This is a genomic window from Streptomyces turgidiscabies Car8 (genome assembly GCF_000331005.1).
Lineage (GTDB): Bacteria > Actinomycetota > Actinomycetes > Streptomycetales > Streptomycetaceae > Streptomyces > Streptomyces turgidiscabies.
The window spans coordinates 1-16,180 of the sequence record NZ_AEJB01000651.1; the positions used below are offsets into that span (position 1 = coordinate 1).

Here is a 16,180-nt window from a genome sequence, read left to right on the forward strand (position 1 = left end):
TCACGCTGATCCTTGAGGCGCCGAAGGTGTCTCAGCAGGAGTCGGACCACTTGTGCGACGAGATGTTGTCGTTCATGCTCTCACCGCCGCCCGACCCGTTGCTCGGGAAGTACCAGCCGGCGAGGTTGGAGTAGTAGTAGCCGTTCGCGATGCATGCCCAGGCTCCGGCGTAGCTGAGGCCCCAGTAGACGTTGACGTCTTCGTACGAGCCGGCGTAGCCGTTGTTCCAGAGGGCGCTTGCCTGGTTACGGAGGTTTCCGCCGGGGGAGCAGCTGCTCCAGTCGGCGTCGTTGCCGGACCACCTGCAGTACTTGCCGTTGGCGTCCGCGTGTTCGTACGCGTAGAAGTACCCGTCCGCCGTGGCTCCCGCCGGGCCCGCCGCGACCGTGTCCCGCGACGACGGGCCCGGCTCGGAGGCCTGCGCGACGCCCGGAAGGGCTGACAGGGACAGAGCGGCGAGGCCCACGGTGGCAAGCGCGGTGGTGAGTTTGGTCCTGATCACTGATCACTCCTTGTTGGTGTTGGTGTTGGTGCTGGTGGTTGTGGTGGCGCTGGTTCGGTCGGTGGTCAGAAGTGCGCGGGCTCGTGGCAGGGCGGCGTGTTCCATCCGCGACCTGTCGCGTATCTCGTTCCGGTACTTGGCCCGCAGCTGGGCGTCGTAGCGCCGGTCGAGTCGCGCGGCGGTGGAGGTCAGGCCGCTGCTGTGGGCGCACTCGGCCTCGGCGACCGCTGTCCGTGTTTCCAGACGCCTGCGTGCCGGCGTCGGCGTGGTCCCCTCGGGGGCGAGGAAGGCAGCCCGCGTGTCGGTCGGGTCCGGGTAGCGCAGTCCCCGCTCCCGCATGCAGACAGACCATTTCCGCACCGCGAACGTGAACTCGGCGTTCGAGACGACCTGTTGCCGACGCAGGGCGGGCAGGGCCCCGGTGACGACATCGGCACGGAACCAGGCGGCCAGGTCGCCGTAGAGCTCCTCTTGGGCCTGAGCGGTGCAGCCGTCCTTGACGCGCCCGACGGTCAGGCCGTTCGGGGAACGCACCTCAAGCCGTTCGGCGGACCGGTCGCCGTTGTAGGCGGCGACGGCGCGCTGCCGGTCGGCTGCCGGCAGCTTCCTGAAGTAGCGCTGGTTGGGATCGTTCGTGCGCAACCGCTGACGGCGGGCCTCGATGTCACTGCCGTAGCCGTGTCGGGACGCCCAGCGGACGTCGTCGATCACATACGGGAAGTCGCGGTCCTCGGCGAGTGGTCGGCGGGGCACCGGCCATGTCCGGAAGCCGCGTGCGGCCATGCAGGACTGGGTGAGCAGCTGCTCCGCGTCGTGCAGCAGATCCTGCTCCCGTTCGGTGAGGAGCTGTGTCGAGGTGACCTCGGTGTCCCGGTCGTCCGACGGCGCCGGTGCGTCGCAGGAGACGACCGTCGCGAGGGTGGCCGCGACGGTGACCGCGATCAGTGTGGTGCGTCGGTGGAACCGGTAGCAGCGCACAACTCCCCCTGGATGTACGGCACATGGCAGCTCCGGTCGCGCCGGAGCCGACTGGCTGGGACGTCCGATCCAGGTGTACCGGTCCCGGCGTTGTTCGCCGTCGGGCGACTGGTGCCGAACAAACAAGTTCCGAAAAACGCGACGCCGCCGTACAGGCGGTGACATGGGGGAACGGCGAGGAGTGGACCGCCCCGGGCCGGCTTCTCAGCCGTCCGACGCGGGGCGGCGTCGGGTCAGTCGGACGCCGATGCCCAGCGTCGCCAGGCCGGCCAGGGCCATGGCCGTTCCCGCGTCGGTGAACTCGGCGATGGTCCCGAACGCGACGGGACCCAGACCCTGCGACGACATCATCCCGGCGGAGAGCAGGCCGAACGCCTGGCCGCGTGCTGTTTCCGGGACCGCGTCCAGGAAAGGGCGTTGCAGGCCGAGTCCGTAGGCGAAACCGGCCCCGGTGATCAGCAGGAGCACCGCGCAGACCAGCTCCGGCGGATCGACGGCGAAGACGAGCAGCGGCGCGCCGAGGACCGTCACCAGCGCGGGGACCAGGCGTTCCCGTGCGGCGGGGGAGAGGAAGCGGCCGACGACCAGGTCCCCGGCGAGCATGCCGACCGGCAGACAGGCGAGCAGGGCCCCTGTGAAGCCGGCGGACATGCTCTGACCGCCCGCGAACGGGACGACCAGGCTCTCCGCACCGGCGACGAAAGCTGCAGGCAGCCACTGGGCGAGCAGCAGCGTCCGTACGGTCCGGTCGGCGAGCAGTGTGCCGCTCTCCGACCAGCTGTGGCGGAGCACCGACGCACCGGAACCGGACCGAGCTGCCTTGCCGGGGGCGGGCAGGTCGGGCAGTCGTACGCGGACGGCGACCGCGGAGACGAGATACGCGCCCGAGCTGAGCAGCAGTGAGTTTCGTGGCCCCAGTGACGCGATCGCGACGCCCCCGACGGCCAGGCCGAGCAACTGGGCACCGGACGCTGCCATGTTGGACAGTGAGCGCCCCAGGACGTAGGCGTCGCCGGTGAGTGTCTCGGCGACGAGCCGTACGGCGACGCCGCTGAAGACCGGGGCCGGACAGGCCACGGCGGCGAACAGGAGGAGCAGCACCGGCACAGGCAGGGGAATCAGCCCTGCCGTGGCTGCCGTTGCGCAGCCCAGGACGTGACCCGCGACGACGAGTGGGCGCGGGCGGAGACGGTCGGCGAGCGAACCGAGGAAGAGCGAGCCCGCGAGCTGCGGCAGGAATCCGACGCCGAAGGTCAGGGCGCCCAGGAGCGGTGAGCCGGTCGTCGTGAAGACCAGGACCGACAGGGTCATGATCCGTAGCGAGTCGGCGGTGACCGTCAGGGTTCTGGTCACGAACAGCAGCCGGAACCGCGGGTCGGCCAGTACTTCCCGGTAGGTGGCGTGCCGCTCCGAATCAGGGGTGATCGTCACGGGGGTAGCGTGCCGGGGGCGGTGTGGTCCGGTCCACCGTTGGGCCCGGGGCGGGACAAGATCCGGGACAGTGGTCCCATCGTCCTGGGACGTGTGATGCCGGAGAATGGTGCAGCGTACAGGCGCCTCCGGCCCGGCATCCACGTTCCGCCGCCGGCCCTGAGACGCCGATCCGCCTGCCCCACCTGCTCCGTCACCGACCGAAAGGGATAGGACATGCTGATCGACCACATCGACGTACCCGAGCTGGCCCCCGAGGTGTATCTCGACGAGGAGGCCCCGGACGTGGCCACCGACTCGCCCGCGGAACGGGCCTGGCTTCCCTCCTACCAGGCGGCCCTGACCGTCTGACGCACGGCGCGCACCCGGCAGGGGCGGCGTCCCCAGCCGGTGGGCCCGCCCCTCCCTCTGGCGCCCGACACCGAAGGGCGGTTTGTCGTTGTTGTCCGAGCTCCCCTCCACCGAACCTCCGGGCCCCGGTCTCCCCACCACGGGCTTTCCTGCTTCCGACGCGGTCGCCCGGGCCGACTCCCTGCTCTGTGCCGACCGGCAGTTCGGCGACTCGGCGGCTGTCGGTGAGCGCAACTACGCCCGGTTCCGGCTGGGGTTGACCATGCTGGCCCGCCGGGACGGCAGTTGCGCCCAGGCGCTGCGTACGACGGCCGCGGAACCGGAGGAACGGCTTCGTCCGCTGTTGTTCGACCCCGTGCTGCGGCACTGCTTCGAGGACGACATCCTGCGCCTGGAGAACGGCACGCTCGAACACAGCGCGCTCGGCCGGTACTTGGTCCAGTACCGAGGCGAACGGCCGGTGACCGACCCGTCCTCGGTGGGACCCTGCGAAGGCCTCACCCAGCCGCGCCGGCGCGCCTGGCCCGGCCTCGGAAACGCGTGGCTCCTCACCGAGCCGAAGCCGCGCGACCCGGTGGACGAGATGCTCGGCGACCGTCTCATGGAGCTGTACCGCGACGCGCTCGGCGACGGCCAGGCCCAGGCCCCGGTCAGTCCCACGAGCGCCGACCGCGCCACCCTGCGGGAGGGCGCGGAACTCCTCGCGTCACTGATGCCCGCGACGGGGGCGAGCGTTCTCGGACACATCACCATGGTCGGCTTAACCCGCCGGGAGACCCAGGAAGGCCCTCTCCAGTCGATGTCCGGCGGCGATCCGCTCCCGTCGTCGGTGCTACTGGCCCCCGAACGCTGTACGAGCCCGTGGCTCGCCGCCGAGAGCCTGTTGCACGAGGGCTCCCACCTCAAGCTCTTCGACGCGCTACGGACCGGCGCCGTGGTCAGGAACGCCACACAACAGGTTCCGATCCCGTGGCGCATCGGGTCCTGGACGGTCATCCGGGTGTTCGTCGCCGTCCACTTCTACGTGCACCTGCTGGTCTTCCAGGCCGCGGCCACCGCCGCCGACGAAGCGGTCCGCAAGAGGTTCGGCCCACCACCGGCGGCGGAGGTCATCGACGAGCCGAGCCCCGGCACCCCCGCCGCGCTGCGCGGCAGCCACCGGACCAGCGCGGAACGAGCCCGCTACCTCGCCGAACGCGTCCTGGCGCTGCCCGAAGAGGCGTTGACCGAGAACGGGCACCGGTTCGCGCGCTGGCTCCTCGCCGTGCTCCGCCTGGTGGACCAGGACGCGCCGACACCCCAGGGCCGCGCCGGGACAACAGCGGCCCGGCCTGCCGCCGCCGCGCCGCTCACGGGCGTATTCCACCGCGTCACCCCGGTGGACGCGTGCGCGCTGCCCGGACTGGGGCAGCTCCTTGTCGGTGACGCCGCTTCGGCCCGGATGCACTGGCTCAACTCGCGCTCGTGGACGGTCTATTCGCTGTGCGACGGGCGGGACCTCGACTCGCTGCGCACCGCGTACGCCGACGCGGCCGGACTGGCTGCCGGCTCCACCGAGGCCGACCGGCACGTGGGAGACAGCATGCGGCAACTCGTGGCCGCGGGCCTCGTCACCCGACCCGGCTGACGCTTCCGCCCGCCGGGGGCCCCGACAGCCGTACGGAAAGAATGGCTTCCGAACGGCTGGAGGCGTGAATCTTCGGCAGGATGGCCGACACGTAGTTGCGCACCGTCTTCTCCGAGATGAACAACTCCCGTGCTATCCGGCGGTTTCCGTAGCCGAGGGAGACCAGACGCAGCACTTCCTGTTCCCGGTTGGTGAGCGCCGGGAACCGAGGAATCTCGTCGGTTCCCGCCAGGCGCAGGAGAAGGGCGGAGAGACTGTCGCCGAGCCGGGGGCCGAGTGTGACGCAGCCCCGTTGCACGGCCCGCACGATGCGCAGGAGGTCCGCGGTCTCCGTGTCCTTGAGGAGATAACCCGTCGCCCCGGCCGTCAGCGCGGCCAGCAGGAGACTGTCGTCGTCGTGCTGCGGGGACACCGCGGCGATCATCCGCGTCGTCGGGCTCTGCCGGTGCAGTCGCCGCAGCAGCCCGACTCCCGTACTACCGGGCAGATCGAGGTCGACGAAGACCACGTCGGGCCGCTGTTCGAGCACCGCCCGCACTCCCGTGTGCGGGTCGCCGGTCGCGCCGGGGACGATGAATCCGTCGCCCTCCAGCGCGGCCCGTAATCCGTGCAGGACCAGGGGAATGCTCTCGATCAACACCACGCGCGCAACGGCATCGCGGACCGCATCGGCCATTCTTGAGTCCATCCTCACACCTGAGTACCCGAGCCGGTCCAGAGTCGTCGCCGCAGCCTATCGGCTACCCTGCTTCGCCCCGATGCATTCGTCGGCGGGTCCGACAACGACCATGACAAAGAGGTGAGTTGAGTATTGCGATGGCCGGGGGAGTCCGCCTCAGGGAGCCCTGATCCGCGGTTACCCCAGCGTCCAGGTCTGGTTGTCCCGGCCGTTGCACTCGAACAGGACCGCTCCCGTGCCGCTCGCGCCACCGAAGATGTCGACGCACATCTGCGCCTGGTCAGCCCTCAGTTCGGTACCGGCGAGACGGAACTCCTGGCTCGCGCGGCCGTCGCAGCCGGTCAGCTGGACCTCGGTCCGGCTGTCCGTCGCCCCACCGGCCGCGGTCATGCACTTCCCCGAGGACCGGACGGTGCCGTCCGATCCGATCTGCCACCGCTGCGTCGCGGAGCCGTCGCACGTGGCCTGGAACAACTGGACGCCCTCGGTCCCGGCGCCGCCGCTCAGACACTTGCCCGACGCGGCGACCACGAGGGGTCGGCCGGACCGGGCGTCGGAGCTGTCGAATCCACTCGCCGGAGATGTGGCCTCGTCGCCCGACTCCTGCCCCACGGTCTCCTTCGAGGACTCGGGCGTCGACTCGGACGGAGCGGGCACCGTGGGGGACGCGCCGCCAGAACCCGCGGTACTCCCGGAACTCGCCGAACTCGACGGCGAGGAGACGGGGGAGGAAGCCACAGGCGTGGCAGGGGAGTTGGGCGCGTTTGCGTCGCCGACGGTCAGCGGACTGTCCGACGCCGTGACGTCGGCGCCGTCACTGTTCTTCTCCGGCGTCGCCAGGACCAACCACGCCGACGTGATCAGTACAGCCATGACGGCGGCAGCCGCGGCGAGCACGGTCGGCTTCCTCCATCGGCCCGCCGGCCCCTTCCCTCGCGGATCGGGCGTACCGGCGGGCGGGCGTTCGGCGGACACCCCAGGAGCGGGAACCTCGGCAGCGGACGCCCCGCGAATCGCGAGCCCCGAACCCGGCTCCGCCTTCCTGTCCGGCCCCGAAGCGGCACCAAGAGCCGGAACGGGCATCGGAGTTGCGGCGTCGTCGGCCGCCGTACGGCCTCCGGCCGGCATGCGCAGCAGGCGCTCGGCGTCCTCGGCCGACAACCGCTCCGACGGCTTACCGGCCAGCAGGCCCTGAATCAGCGGAGTGAGCGGCCCGGCGGACCGGACCTGGGGGACCGGCTCCATGGCGATGGCGTACATGGTCTCCGTCACCGAGTCCCGCAGGAACGGTGATCGGCCGTCCACCGCCTGGAAGAGCGTGGCCCCCAACCCCCACAGATCGGCCTCGGGGCCCGGAGGAGCGCCGACGAGGCGCTCGGGGGCGATGAAGTCGACCGACCCGACCAGTTGGCCGGTACGGGTGAGAGCCGAGGTCTCGGAGGCCTGGGCGATGCCGAAGTCGGTGAGAACCACCCGGCCGTCCTCGGCCAGCAGCACGTTCGCAGGCTTCACGTCCCGGTGCAGGATCCCGGCCCGGTGCGCCGCCCGCAGCGCCGCGAGCACCTCGCGGCCGATCCTGGCGGCCTCTTCGGGCGGGACCGGGCCGTGCTTCTCGGTCAGATCGGCGAGGGTGGTGGAAGGCACGTACTCCATGACGATGGCGGGCAGGCCCGCGTCGACCACGACGTCATGGACGACGATGACATTGGGGTGGCTGATCCGCGCCGCACTGCGGGCCTCGCGCCGGGTGCGCTCGAAGAGGATGGCCAGTTCGTGGTCGTCGAGCTGCGGCTGGGGATGCAGTTTCTTGACGGCGACCTGGCGCGCGAGGAGATCGTCGTGGGCGCGCCAGACGGTGCCCATGCCTCCCCGGCCGATCCGGTCGAGGAGGCGGTATCGGCCGGCGATCAGCCGTCCTTCGTCGGACACCGTGGGTTCCTTTCGGGTGCTGCGGGGCCGATCCGGCCGGCGGTCGCCACGGGACCTCTCCGGCCGGGAAGCCGCTCAACGGCCCCTTGGCTGCTGGCTGTTGCACGGAACGCTGCCAGCCAAGGGGGTGAGCATACGTGTGTTCGGTCACGCGTTCGCACCGGCCACGCCCATCGTCGTCGGTCATCGGAAAAGCCCGCCGGAACGCACAGAACACGGCGGCCGACGGGTCACCGGCGACGGCCGCCCGGCTCCTCGGGACGGATGCGCCGCCCACGCGGGTGTGTGTGGGGGGGGGGAGGAGGAGGAGGAGGGGCTCGCAGTGCGAAGGGCGCTTGAGGTAAGGGGCGTTCGGAGCAGAATTTCCGAAACCTGACGATAGAAGTCTCCAACCATCTGGCTGTCCCGATTGTCTGACAGGGCATCGCACCACACGGGAACCGAAGGGGGCTGCTCGCCGATGAAACGCTTGACAACGGTGCTGGCATCGCTGGCACTGGTCTTAGCAGGGGGAGGCGCCGTTCCGGCTGCCGCCTCCGCCGCTGCCGCACCGCAGACCGCCGCCTGCGAGACGGGCTGGGGGAGCCAAAACAAGTCGGAACCGGGATCGCTCGCGATGACCGGCGCCCTCGCGAACGTCCGGACCGGCCGTCACGCCTGCTACGACCGGATGGTCTTCGACATCCCGGGCATGACCACCGCCGATCCGGCCCTGTACTGGGTGCAGTACGTGCCCGACTTCAACCACGTCCCGTCCCAGACCAATATCCCCGTCAAGGGCGGGGCGATCATCGAGATCGAGTTCACCGCACCGGTCAACACGTCGCAGTATCCGGTCGAACTGGCTGATCCGCTGCCGGGGCTGGACTTCACCGGCTACCGGACCTTCAGGGACGCCAAGTTCGGCGGCTACTACTACTCGGGCAGCCACATCGGACTCGGTGTCCGCGCCCAACTCCCGTTCCGGGTACTGGTGCTGCCCGGACGGATCGTGGTGGACGTGGCGCACAGCTGGTAGCCGCGTCCCGGCTACCGGCGTCGACGCTGACCCGACAAGCGGCCACGGCAGTGCCTGCGTGACCGCTTCCGTCAGCCCGTAGGAGACCTGCGGGGGTGGCTCTCAACGGGTTCGGTCGGCCTGTGCGGCGACAACCTCGGTCATGGGGGGCGGTACGTGGTCAACCTCGGCATTCGGGCAGAGGGCTCCGGTTCGAGGCGGCCGATGTGGACTGAAAGGGGATAGACCACTCCGATTGATAGGCTGGCGGGTATGAATCCTGGCGCCCAGCCCTCCGACGTCACCGCTGCTCAGCCCCTGCGCAGTGACGCCGAGCGCAACCGGGAGCGGATCATCGCCGCAGCGCGCACAGTGTTCGCACGGGAAGGCCTGAACGCCTCCATGGCCTCCGTGGCCCGCGAGGCGGGCGTCGGGATCGCCACCATGTTCCGCCGGTTCCCCACCAAGGAGGAACTGGTCGACGCCGTCTTCTCCGACCGCATGGGCGCCTACGCCGACGCGGTCACCGTCGCCCTGGACGACCCCGACCCCTGGCACGGCTTCGTCGGCTACATCGAGGCCGCCTGCGCCATGCAGGCCGCCGACAGCGGCTTCGCCGACGTCCTGACCATGACCTTCCCCACCGCCAAGGTCCTGGAGCAACGCCGAAACCAGGCCTACGAAGCCATGCTGAGCCTCATCGACCGCGCCAAGGCCACCGGCCGCCTGCGTGAGGACTTCGACCCCTCGGACCTGGTACTGATCCACATGGCCAACGCCGGCGTCGTCAACGCCACCGGCGACGCGGCCCCCGACGCCTGGCGACGCGTCGTCGCCCTGTTCATCCAGTCCCTGGAGACCCCGGCGCGCGGCCCGCTGCCCGCCTCACCCGGGCACGAACCCCTCTACAAAGCCATGCTCCGCGCCGGCCGGGGCACTTCGGCGCCGGCGCCGGGCAAGAGCGGCTGACCTGGCCGGCCAGCCTCGAACGCGGACGACCGGAACAACGCCGGGATGCGATCGGGCATCGGGAAGAGTGGATCACTGAATGGTGGGACGGATGCACGGATGCCGTCCGTGTGTACGGGCGGGTGTGTAGGTTCGGGTGTCAAGAAGCTGGTGGTGCAGGCTGCTGCCGACGCCCGTACAGGCGACGGCGCGTGAGGCGACCCTGCACGACGCCCAGCGCGCATGTGTATTCGGCAGAGGCAGAGGCAGAGGCAGAGGCAGAGAAGGAGACTGTGTGCAGCCACATGAACTTCGTCGAGCGGTCGAGGCGGGACGGGCGATCGCTTCGGAGCTGGGCCTCCCAGTCGACGATGTAGTAGTCATCCACAACTCGGACCGCGTCGCGCTGCACCTGATCCCTTGCGGGGTGCTGGCTCGAGTCGCTGCTGTGGGGCATCTGGCCGATTCCGAGTTCGAAGTAGAGGTTGCGCGCCGTCTCGTCGATGTCGACGCCCCGGTGGCTGAGCTGGACCCTCGGGTCGAACCCCGTGTTCACGTGCGTGATGCCTTCGCCATCTCCCTCTGGACCTACTACGAACCTGCGGGATCAGAGATCGCATCGGCCGACTACGCGGACGCGTTCACGCGGCACCACGCCGCCCTGCGGAAGATCGATCTCGATGCACCGCACTTCACCGATCGAGTCGCCGGGGCGCTGAGAGAGGTGGACGACCGGGAGCGGTCCCCCGAACTGCACGACACAGAGCGGCAGTTCCTCAGCGACACGCTCAGCGGACTGAGCGCCGCGATCAGCAACGCGAAAGCCGACGACCAGCTGTTGCACGGAGAGCCGCATCCGGGGAACCTCCTCAACACGAGGAGAGGGCCGCTTTTCGTGGATCTCGCCACCTGCTGCCGTGGGCCGATCGAGTTCGACCTCGCTCATGCGCCCGAAGAGGTGGGAAGGCACTACGCCGGGGCCGACCAGGACCTGGTTCACCGGTGCCGCGCGCTGAACTGGGCGATGTTCTCAGCCTGGCGCTGGCGCAAGGACGACCAGATGCCTGACCGGGACCGCCGCCGAGCCGAGGGACTCGACCGGGTTCGTGCTGCGCTCGACCGCTGCGGCCTGAGCTGAGGAACCAGAAGGCCCTTGGTGCGCGGGAGCCTGTCAGTGAACCCGATCTCCGCACTCGGCTGGAATCAGCGTGGCACCCAGCAGCAACTCTCCCGGATGCCGGGCGATCACCCGCACGCATGCTGCGAGAGCGCCCTCCGCGGGCGGGTACTCGAGGGTGAGTTCGTTCAGCACGGTGACAACGCCGCCGAGATGCATTTCCGCCGCATGCACCCCGTCGGAGAGACAGCCGGCCAGGTTGCCGAAGGCTGCGGTGTCGCTGCCGTCGGCGACGCACTCGCGGATCTCGAAGCGCCAGTGCGCTGCCGCCTCGGCCAGCAATGACTTGCCTCTCTTGCCCAGCCCGACAAGGAGATCGGTCCGAGCTCGCACTCTGTCGGCGATGGCACAACAGAGGGGCAGCGCAAGGCCGTCAGGAGCTACCACCCGCGTGTACCCGGCATGCGGACAGCACGACAGGGCCTCATCAAGAAGACCCAATGCAACGGCTCCTGCCGCCGGGTGACCCCGCTCGACGATGTCCAGCAGCAGCGGAGTCGCCACCACAGCTGACGGGAACACCGCACCGCTGTGGCCATGGACGATTCCCCCGCCGCCAAGCTGCGAGCCGGCCTTCGCCGCCTGTACCAGGTTCGCCGCCTCGGAAAGGGCCCGCAGACCATGTGCGGCACGATCTGGCTCATACCAGTCGGGACGGCCCGGTATGGAGCCCCAGTCCACCGCGTCGATCTCATCCAGCACAGCAGCATCCTCGCACGCGGCCGCTCGCCATCGCCCAACCCCCAACGAGGTCTTGAAGTCGTTCCGTCAGCGGTTCTGACCCGAACACGGAGTCGGCGCCGTCGGATCCGTTCCAGCCCGTTGCGATGGAACCAGCCAATGAGACGGTCGTGTTCACGGACTTCGACGTGACGCCACAGCCCCGCTCGGTCCCGCTACGGACACGTCGGCGTCCGGAGAAGGAGCCGGCCCCCGGACAATGACCGTCATGACGTCTCTCCACGCCAACCCCCTCTTCACCCGCCTCGCCGACGCCGAGCGGATCCTCGTCGCGGGCGCGGGCGGTGGCTTCGACATCTACTCCGGTCTGCCGTTGGCACTCTCCCTCCTGCATCAGGGCAAGCAGGTCCATCTCGCCAACCTGTCCTTCAGCGCACTCGCCGGTCTCCCGCTCGACGACTGGGCCGCCCCCGACCTGGCCGCAGTCACTCCCGACTCCGCCCTGCACCAGAACTACTTCCCGGAGCGGACCCTCGCGCAGTGGCTGCGCCAACACGGCTACCCGTCCACCGTGTACGCCTTCCCCCAGACCGGGGTACTCCCGCTGCGTGCCGCCTACCAAGCACTGATCGAGCTGCACGACATCGACGCCGTGGTGCTGGTCGACGGCGGTACGGACATTCTGATGCGCGGTGACGAAGCAGGGCTCGGCACTCCCGAGGAGGACCTCACCAGCGTGGCGGCGCTGGCCGCGCTGGACGGCGTACCGACCCGGCTCGTCGTGTCAGTGGGCTTCGGCGTGGACGCGTACCACGGCGTCAACCACGTGCACGTACTGGAGAACATCGCCGCACTGGAGCGCGACGGCGCATACCTCGGCGCGTTCTCGATACCGCGCGCCACCCGTGAGGGCGCTCTCTACCTCGACGCGGTGACACACGCTCAGCACCACACCCCGGAGCACCCCAGCATCGTGAACGGATCGATCGCGGCAGCCGTGCGCGGCTCCTTCGGTGACGTCCGGTTCACTGACCGCACCCGGGGGAGCGAGCTGTTCGTGAACCCGCTGATGTCCCTGTACTTCGCCTTCGACCTCCCGGGCCTGGCCGCCCGCTGCCTCTACCTGGACCAGATCGAGGACACCCACCTGATGCGTCAAGTCCACTCGCGGATAGCCGAGTTCCGCGAGTCCAGAGTGACTCGCCCACCTCGCCGCTTCCCGCACTAGACGTGTCGCGAGGGCGACCCACAGCCGGTGTCGCCTTGCACCCGCCCCGCCCCGCCGCGCCGCCGCCCGTACGACTCGGAGCCCGCTCCTCGGGACGGCGCGGCACCGGTTCCTCTTCTAGACAGCGCGTCGTCGATGGGCCTTCTGGCGGCAGGCGTTGCTGCAGTACCTACGGGGACGACCAGCTGTCGCGACCGGCAGCGGACCGCCACACACAGGGCGGAATTCCTCACCGGTTTCGTAACGGACTGGCGTGTCATTTTCGTTACGGTCGGGCGGGCCAGGTGCCGGCTCGGTCTCCGACGCGGGTTCCGTTATGGCGGCAGGCAGCGCGGTCGCGGCTGCCGGGCGCACCGCGTCGCAGGCCAGGGCCATCATGCGCCCGGGGGAGCCCCGGCCGGCTTCCATGGCGATACGGCGGCCCGCCCCAGCTCCTCGCACGGGATGTGGGGCTGTGTGCTCCCACGGCCTCCTGACGCGAGCCCTGCTTTCCGCCGAGGCTCGGTGGTTGCCCGCCGGGATGGGGGAAACGGTTGCTTCGGCGACCGTCGTCGTCGCATCCACCTCGTGGGCCGTGGACGGCCTCTCCGCCGGGTAGCCTTCCGTGCGGCTCGGCAGGATATGAGAGCCCGAACCCTTGCAGGCACTGTTTTCCTGCCCGCCATAAGGCTGCCCTGCTCCAACGGATGCTTGCGTCCTCAAGCGCGAACTACTGGCTCTGTTGGTAAACGATTACCATCCCTCTCCTCACCGCTTGCTGGCCGACCGGATCGGCGAGGCCCCTGGCCGCCGACAAGGCAACCGATGGCGGCGATGCCCGCCTCGGCGCCGCACCGCGCGCCAGGCCGGCGCCCCGGCAACCAACCCGCTCGGGGCGGTCCCGTTCGCGCGAGAACCATCAAGGAGTTCCGGTCTCGCGCCGGAGCACCTGTCGGACGTAGCCCCTCTCGCACGGTGATGCGGCAGGAAGGCCCGCCCAGTGAAGGGAACGCCGACAACGGGCCCGACCCCGCAGGCCGGGCCCAACCGGACTGCCGTCGACGCCCCCCCCGGGTCAGGCGCTGTTGGCCAGGTCGGCAGGGAGTACGGCGTGGGTGAGCGGATCGCCCGCGGCGAGCAGTGTCAGCTCGTCCACGACGGTGCGGCCCAGCCGCTCCAGCTCGTTGCCGAGGGAACCGGCGATGTGCGGGGTGAGGAAGACGTTGGGCAGCCCGTACAGGGGGGAGTCCGCAGGTAGGGGCTCCGGCTCGGTCACGTCCAGGACGGCGCCGATGCGTCCGCTGACGAGTTCGTCGGTGAGTGCCTCGGGGTCGACGAGGGCGCCCCGGGAGGTGTTGACCAGCACGGAGCCGTCGGGCATCAGCGCCAGGCGTCGGCGGTCGAGCATCCGGTAGGTCTCCGCGATGTCGGGCGCGTGCAGGCTGACGATGTCGCTGGTGCGCATCAGCTCGTCCAGCGGCAGCAGTACGGCGCCCAGGGCGGCGGCCTCGGCCGCGTCGACGTACGGGTCGTGCAGCGTCACCGTGAAGTCGAAGGGCCGCAGCAGTTCGAGCAGGCGGCGGCCGACCCGGGAGGCCCCGATGATCCCGACGCGTCTGCCGAGGTTGCCGACCGTGGCGTGAGCGGCGGCCGGCGGGTACACGCGCTCGGTCCGGAACCGCTCCCGCAGCCCGAAGGCGTCCTTGCCGGAGAGCAGGATCGTGGCGAGCGCGAACTCGGCGACCGGAAGTGCGTTGGCCCGCACGGCATTGGACACCGCGATGCCCCTGACCCAGAGCTCGGGAGCGATCAGGCTGCGTACGCTGCCCGCCGCGTGCAGCACGGCTCGCAGTCGGGGCGCCGCGGTGAGGACCGCCTCGTCGATGCGCGGACAGCCCCAGCCGGTGATCAGCACCTCGGCCTCGGCCAGCGGCCCCGCCACCGCCGGCTCGGCGAAGTCCTGTACGACCAGAGAGGGATCGATCCGTGCCTGGGCTGTCAACCGTGCCATCAGCCGGGGCGGGAAGAGCTCGGGAAGGTGCACCGGGTTCATGGCGAACACGGCGCGCGGCAGTTCTGACGTGGGCATGGATCTCCGCTTCTGGGTGAGGCGATGAGGGAAAGCGGGAGGTAAACGTATTCCACGCTAGAGCTCACCAGGCTCGCCGGTCAACGCCTTCGCTGTGGACGGCTCGACTGGAGGTGGAACCACCCCTGATCCGAGAGGGTGCGATAAATGCAGGCCAGAGAAGGTCATCGGGCCGATTCTCGGCGAGGTCGGTGAAAGTAATGGCTTCATCCCTCTTGTGGTGCCGCCGTCCGCAGTCCTACGGTCCACGGGAAACGGTTACCTACACCGTGCAATCAGCTCCCTCTTGCCTGCCTTCAGCCGCCCGCGCCCTCTCCCCACCGCAGGCGCTGTCCGCCTTCTCCCGGAGGACCGATGAGCACCACCCGTACGAGAGCCTTCGCCGGCGCGGCCACCGCCCTTTCCCTGTCCCTCGTCCTGAGCGCCTGCGGTGGAGGTGACGACACCGACTCGGCGGCCAGAACCACAGGGAAGGTGCAGTTGGAGTTCTGGAGCTGGACGGAGGGCATCCAGCAGCAGGTCGCCGTCTGGAACAAGTCGCACCCCGACACCCAGGTGAAGTACGTCAACGCGGCCGGCGACACCGTCTACCAGAAGCTGCGCGCCGCGGTGACCTCCGGAAACGCGCCCTGTCTGGCGAAGATGGACGGAATGAACCTGGCGAACTTCGCCGCCGACGGACTGCTCACCGACATCACCGAGGTCGCATCCCCCTACAAGTCCCGCTACACGACTCCCGCCTGGAACTCGGTCAGCCCCGGTGGCGCGACCTACGGCATCCCCACCGGCTCCTCGCCCCTGTTCACCGCCTATCGGGCCGACCTGTTCCAGAAGTACGGCATCGAGGCGCCGACCACCTGGGACGACGTGATCGCCGCGGGCAGGGCAGTGCGGAAGAAGGACAAGAACGTCAAGATCTTCAACATGGCGGGGGAGGACCCGAGCACCCTCGTCGACCTGTCCTGGCAGGCGGGCGCCGAGTGGTACAAACTCGCCGGCGACCACTGGGAGATCGGCCTCGACTCGCCCGACGCGCTCAAGGCCGGCGCCATCGTGCAGCAACTGGTGGACGACAACCTCGCCTCCAACGCCTCCTACGCCGACCCCGGCGTCTTCAAGACCTGGGATCTCGGCAAGACGATCCTGATGACGACCTCCACCTGGCAGCTGCCGATCTACGACACCAACTTCCCCAAGTCCAAGGGCAGGTGGCAGCTCGCCGCCGCGCCGGTGTTCGACACCGCCAACCCGCGGACCTCCAGCAACTTCGACGTCACCTCGGTCCTCAAGGGCTGCAAGTACCCCGACCGGGCAGCGGAGTTCGCCGCCTGGCTGTCCAGCAGCAAGGAGTCCCTGACCGCGCTCACCGACCCCGCGTCCAAGTCCGGGCTCTTCCCGGCCGTCAAGGACGTGTCCCCGTACGTCGACAAGATCATCCCGACGGAGATGTTCAACGGGAAGTCCGACAGCGCCCAGGTGATCAAGACCGCCGCATCCCGGGTGGGTGAGCAGTGGCAGTACGGGCCGGACTACGCGGCCATGTACTCCGAGATGCAGAAGCAGTGGGGCAAGGTCATGAAGAAG

Annotated in this window: 14 protein-coding genes; 7 read left to right on the forward strand and 7 right to left on the reverse strand. The window is 69.6% G+C overall.

The window, feature by feature from the left end; all coding sequences use genetic code 11:
- Positions 1–31 precede the first annotated feature (31 nt).
- The 3 genes from STRTUCAR8_RS45285 to STRTUCAR8_RS45295 all read right to left on the reverse strand — a co-directional run bounded on the left by STRTUCAR8_RS45285 (position 32) and on the right by STRTUCAR8_RS45295 (position 2,911).
- Positions 32–502 (reverse strand): peptidase inhibitor family I36 protein, encoded by a 471-nt coding sequence (locus STRTUCAR8_RS45285; RefSeq protein WP_006383254.1) that lies wholly within the window; start codon positions 500–502, stop codon positions 32–34.
- 3 nt (positions 503–505) lie between these two features.
- Positions 506–1,480: a hypothetical protein gene (locus STRTUCAR8_RS45290; RefSeq protein WP_006383257.1), complete on the reverse strand. Its 975-nt coding sequence runs from the start codon at positions 1,478–1,480 to the stop codon at positions 506–508.
- A gap of 204 nt (positions 1,481–1,684) precedes the next feature.
- Entirely contained in the window at positions 1,685–2,911 is a 1,227-nt protein-coding gene (locus STRTUCAR8_RS45295) for an MFS transporter (protein WP_006383259.1), read from the reverse strand.
- Between the two features lie 216 nt (positions 2,912–3,127).
- Here STRTUCAR8_RS45295 and STRTUCAR8_RS55330 point away from each other — a divergent pair, with 216 nt between their 5' ends.
- Together STRTUCAR8_RS55330 and STRTUCAR8_RS45300 are read left to right on the forward strand one after the other, a co-directional pair.
- Complete coding sequence (locus STRTUCAR8_RS55330) at positions 3,128–3,262, forward strand: hypothetical protein (protein ID WP_267889066.1); 135 nt, start codon at positions 3,128–3,130, stop codon at positions 3,260–3,262.
- Between the two features lie 91 nt (positions 3,263–3,353).
- Positions 3,354–4,889 (forward strand): aKG-HExxH-type peptide beta-hydroxylase, encoded by a 1,536-nt coding sequence (locus tag STRTUCAR8_RS45300; protein ID WP_006383264.1) that lies wholly within the window; start codon positions 3,354–3,356, stop codon positions 4,887–4,889.
- Here the strand turns inward: STRTUCAR8_RS45300 and STRTUCAR8_RS45305 are convergent.
- On the reverse strand, positions 4,873–5,577 hold the full coding sequence (locus STRTUCAR8_RS45305) for a response regulator (protein ID WP_078507514.1): 705 nt from the start codon (positions 5,575–5,577) through the stop codon (positions 4,873–4,875). The genes STRTUCAR8_RS45300 and STRTUCAR8_RS45305 overlap by 17 nt on opposite strands.
- A gap of 168 nt (positions 5,578–5,745) precedes the next feature.
- Positions 5,746–7,497: a serine/threonine protein kinase gene (locus STRTUCAR8_RS45310; protein ID WP_006383256.1), complete on the reverse strand. Its 1,752-nt coding sequence runs from the start codon at positions 7,495–7,497 to the stop codon at positions 5,746–5,748.
- A gap of 460 nt (positions 7,498–7,957) precedes the next feature.
- On the opposite strand from STRTUCAR8_RS45310, the gene STRTUCAR8_RS45315 reads away from it, so the two are divergent.
- From STRTUCAR8_RS45315 to STRTUCAR8_RS45330, 3 genes are all read left to right on the forward strand, one after another.
- On the forward strand, positions 7,958–8,515 hold the full coding sequence (locus tag STRTUCAR8_RS45315; protein ID WP_044474006.1) for an AMIN-like domain-containing (lipo)protein: 558 nt from the start codon (positions 7,958–7,960) through the stop codon (positions 8,513–8,515).
- Positions 8,516–8,767: 252 nt separating this feature from the next.
- Positions 8,768–9,463: a TetR/AcrR family transcriptional regulator gene (locus tag STRTUCAR8_RS45320; protein WP_006383255.1), complete on the forward strand. Its 696-nt coding sequence runs from the start codon at positions 8,768–8,770 to the stop codon at positions 9,461–9,463.
- A gap of 274 nt (positions 9,464–9,737) precedes the next feature.
- Positions 9,738–10,580 (forward strand): phosphotransferase family protein, encoded by an 843-nt coding sequence (locus STRTUCAR8_RS45330; RefSeq protein WP_078507515.1) that lies wholly within the window; start codon positions 9,738–9,740, stop codon positions 10,578–10,580.
- A gap of 33 nt (positions 10,581–10,613) precedes the next feature.
- Here STRTUCAR8_RS45330 and STRTUCAR8_RS53050 read toward each other — a convergent pair whose 3' ends face one another.
- Positions 10,614–11,321, reverse strand: coding sequence for a hypothetical protein (locus STRTUCAR8_RS53050; RefSeq protein ID WP_006383262.1), 708 nt, complete (start codon positions 11,319–11,321; stop codon positions 10,614–10,616).
- 247 nt (positions 11,322–11,568) lie between these two features.
- On the opposite strand from STRTUCAR8_RS53050, the gene STRTUCAR8_RS45340 reads away from it, so the two are divergent.
- Positions 11,569–12,528 (forward strand): DUF1152 domain-containing protein, encoded by a 960-nt coding sequence (locus STRTUCAR8_RS45340; protein ID WP_006383261.1) that lies wholly within the window; start codon positions 11,569–11,571, stop codon positions 12,526–12,528.
- 1,054 nt (positions 12,529–13,582) lie between these two features.
- Here the strand turns inward: STRTUCAR8_RS45340 and STRTUCAR8_RS45345 are convergent.
- Positions 13,583–14,596 (reverse strand): hydroxyacid dehydrogenase, encoded by a 1,014-nt coding sequence (locus STRTUCAR8_RS45345; protein ID WP_006383258.1) that lies wholly within the window; start codon positions 14,594–14,596, stop codon positions 13,583–13,585.
- Between the two features lie 354 nt (positions 14,597–14,950).
- On the opposite strand from STRTUCAR8_RS45345, the gene STRTUCAR8_RS45350 reads away from it, so the two are divergent.
- The coding region (locus STRTUCAR8_RS45350; RefSeq protein WP_006383260.1) for an ABC transporter substrate-binding protein at positions 14,951–16,180 on the forward strand (1,230 nt) is incomplete at its 3' end.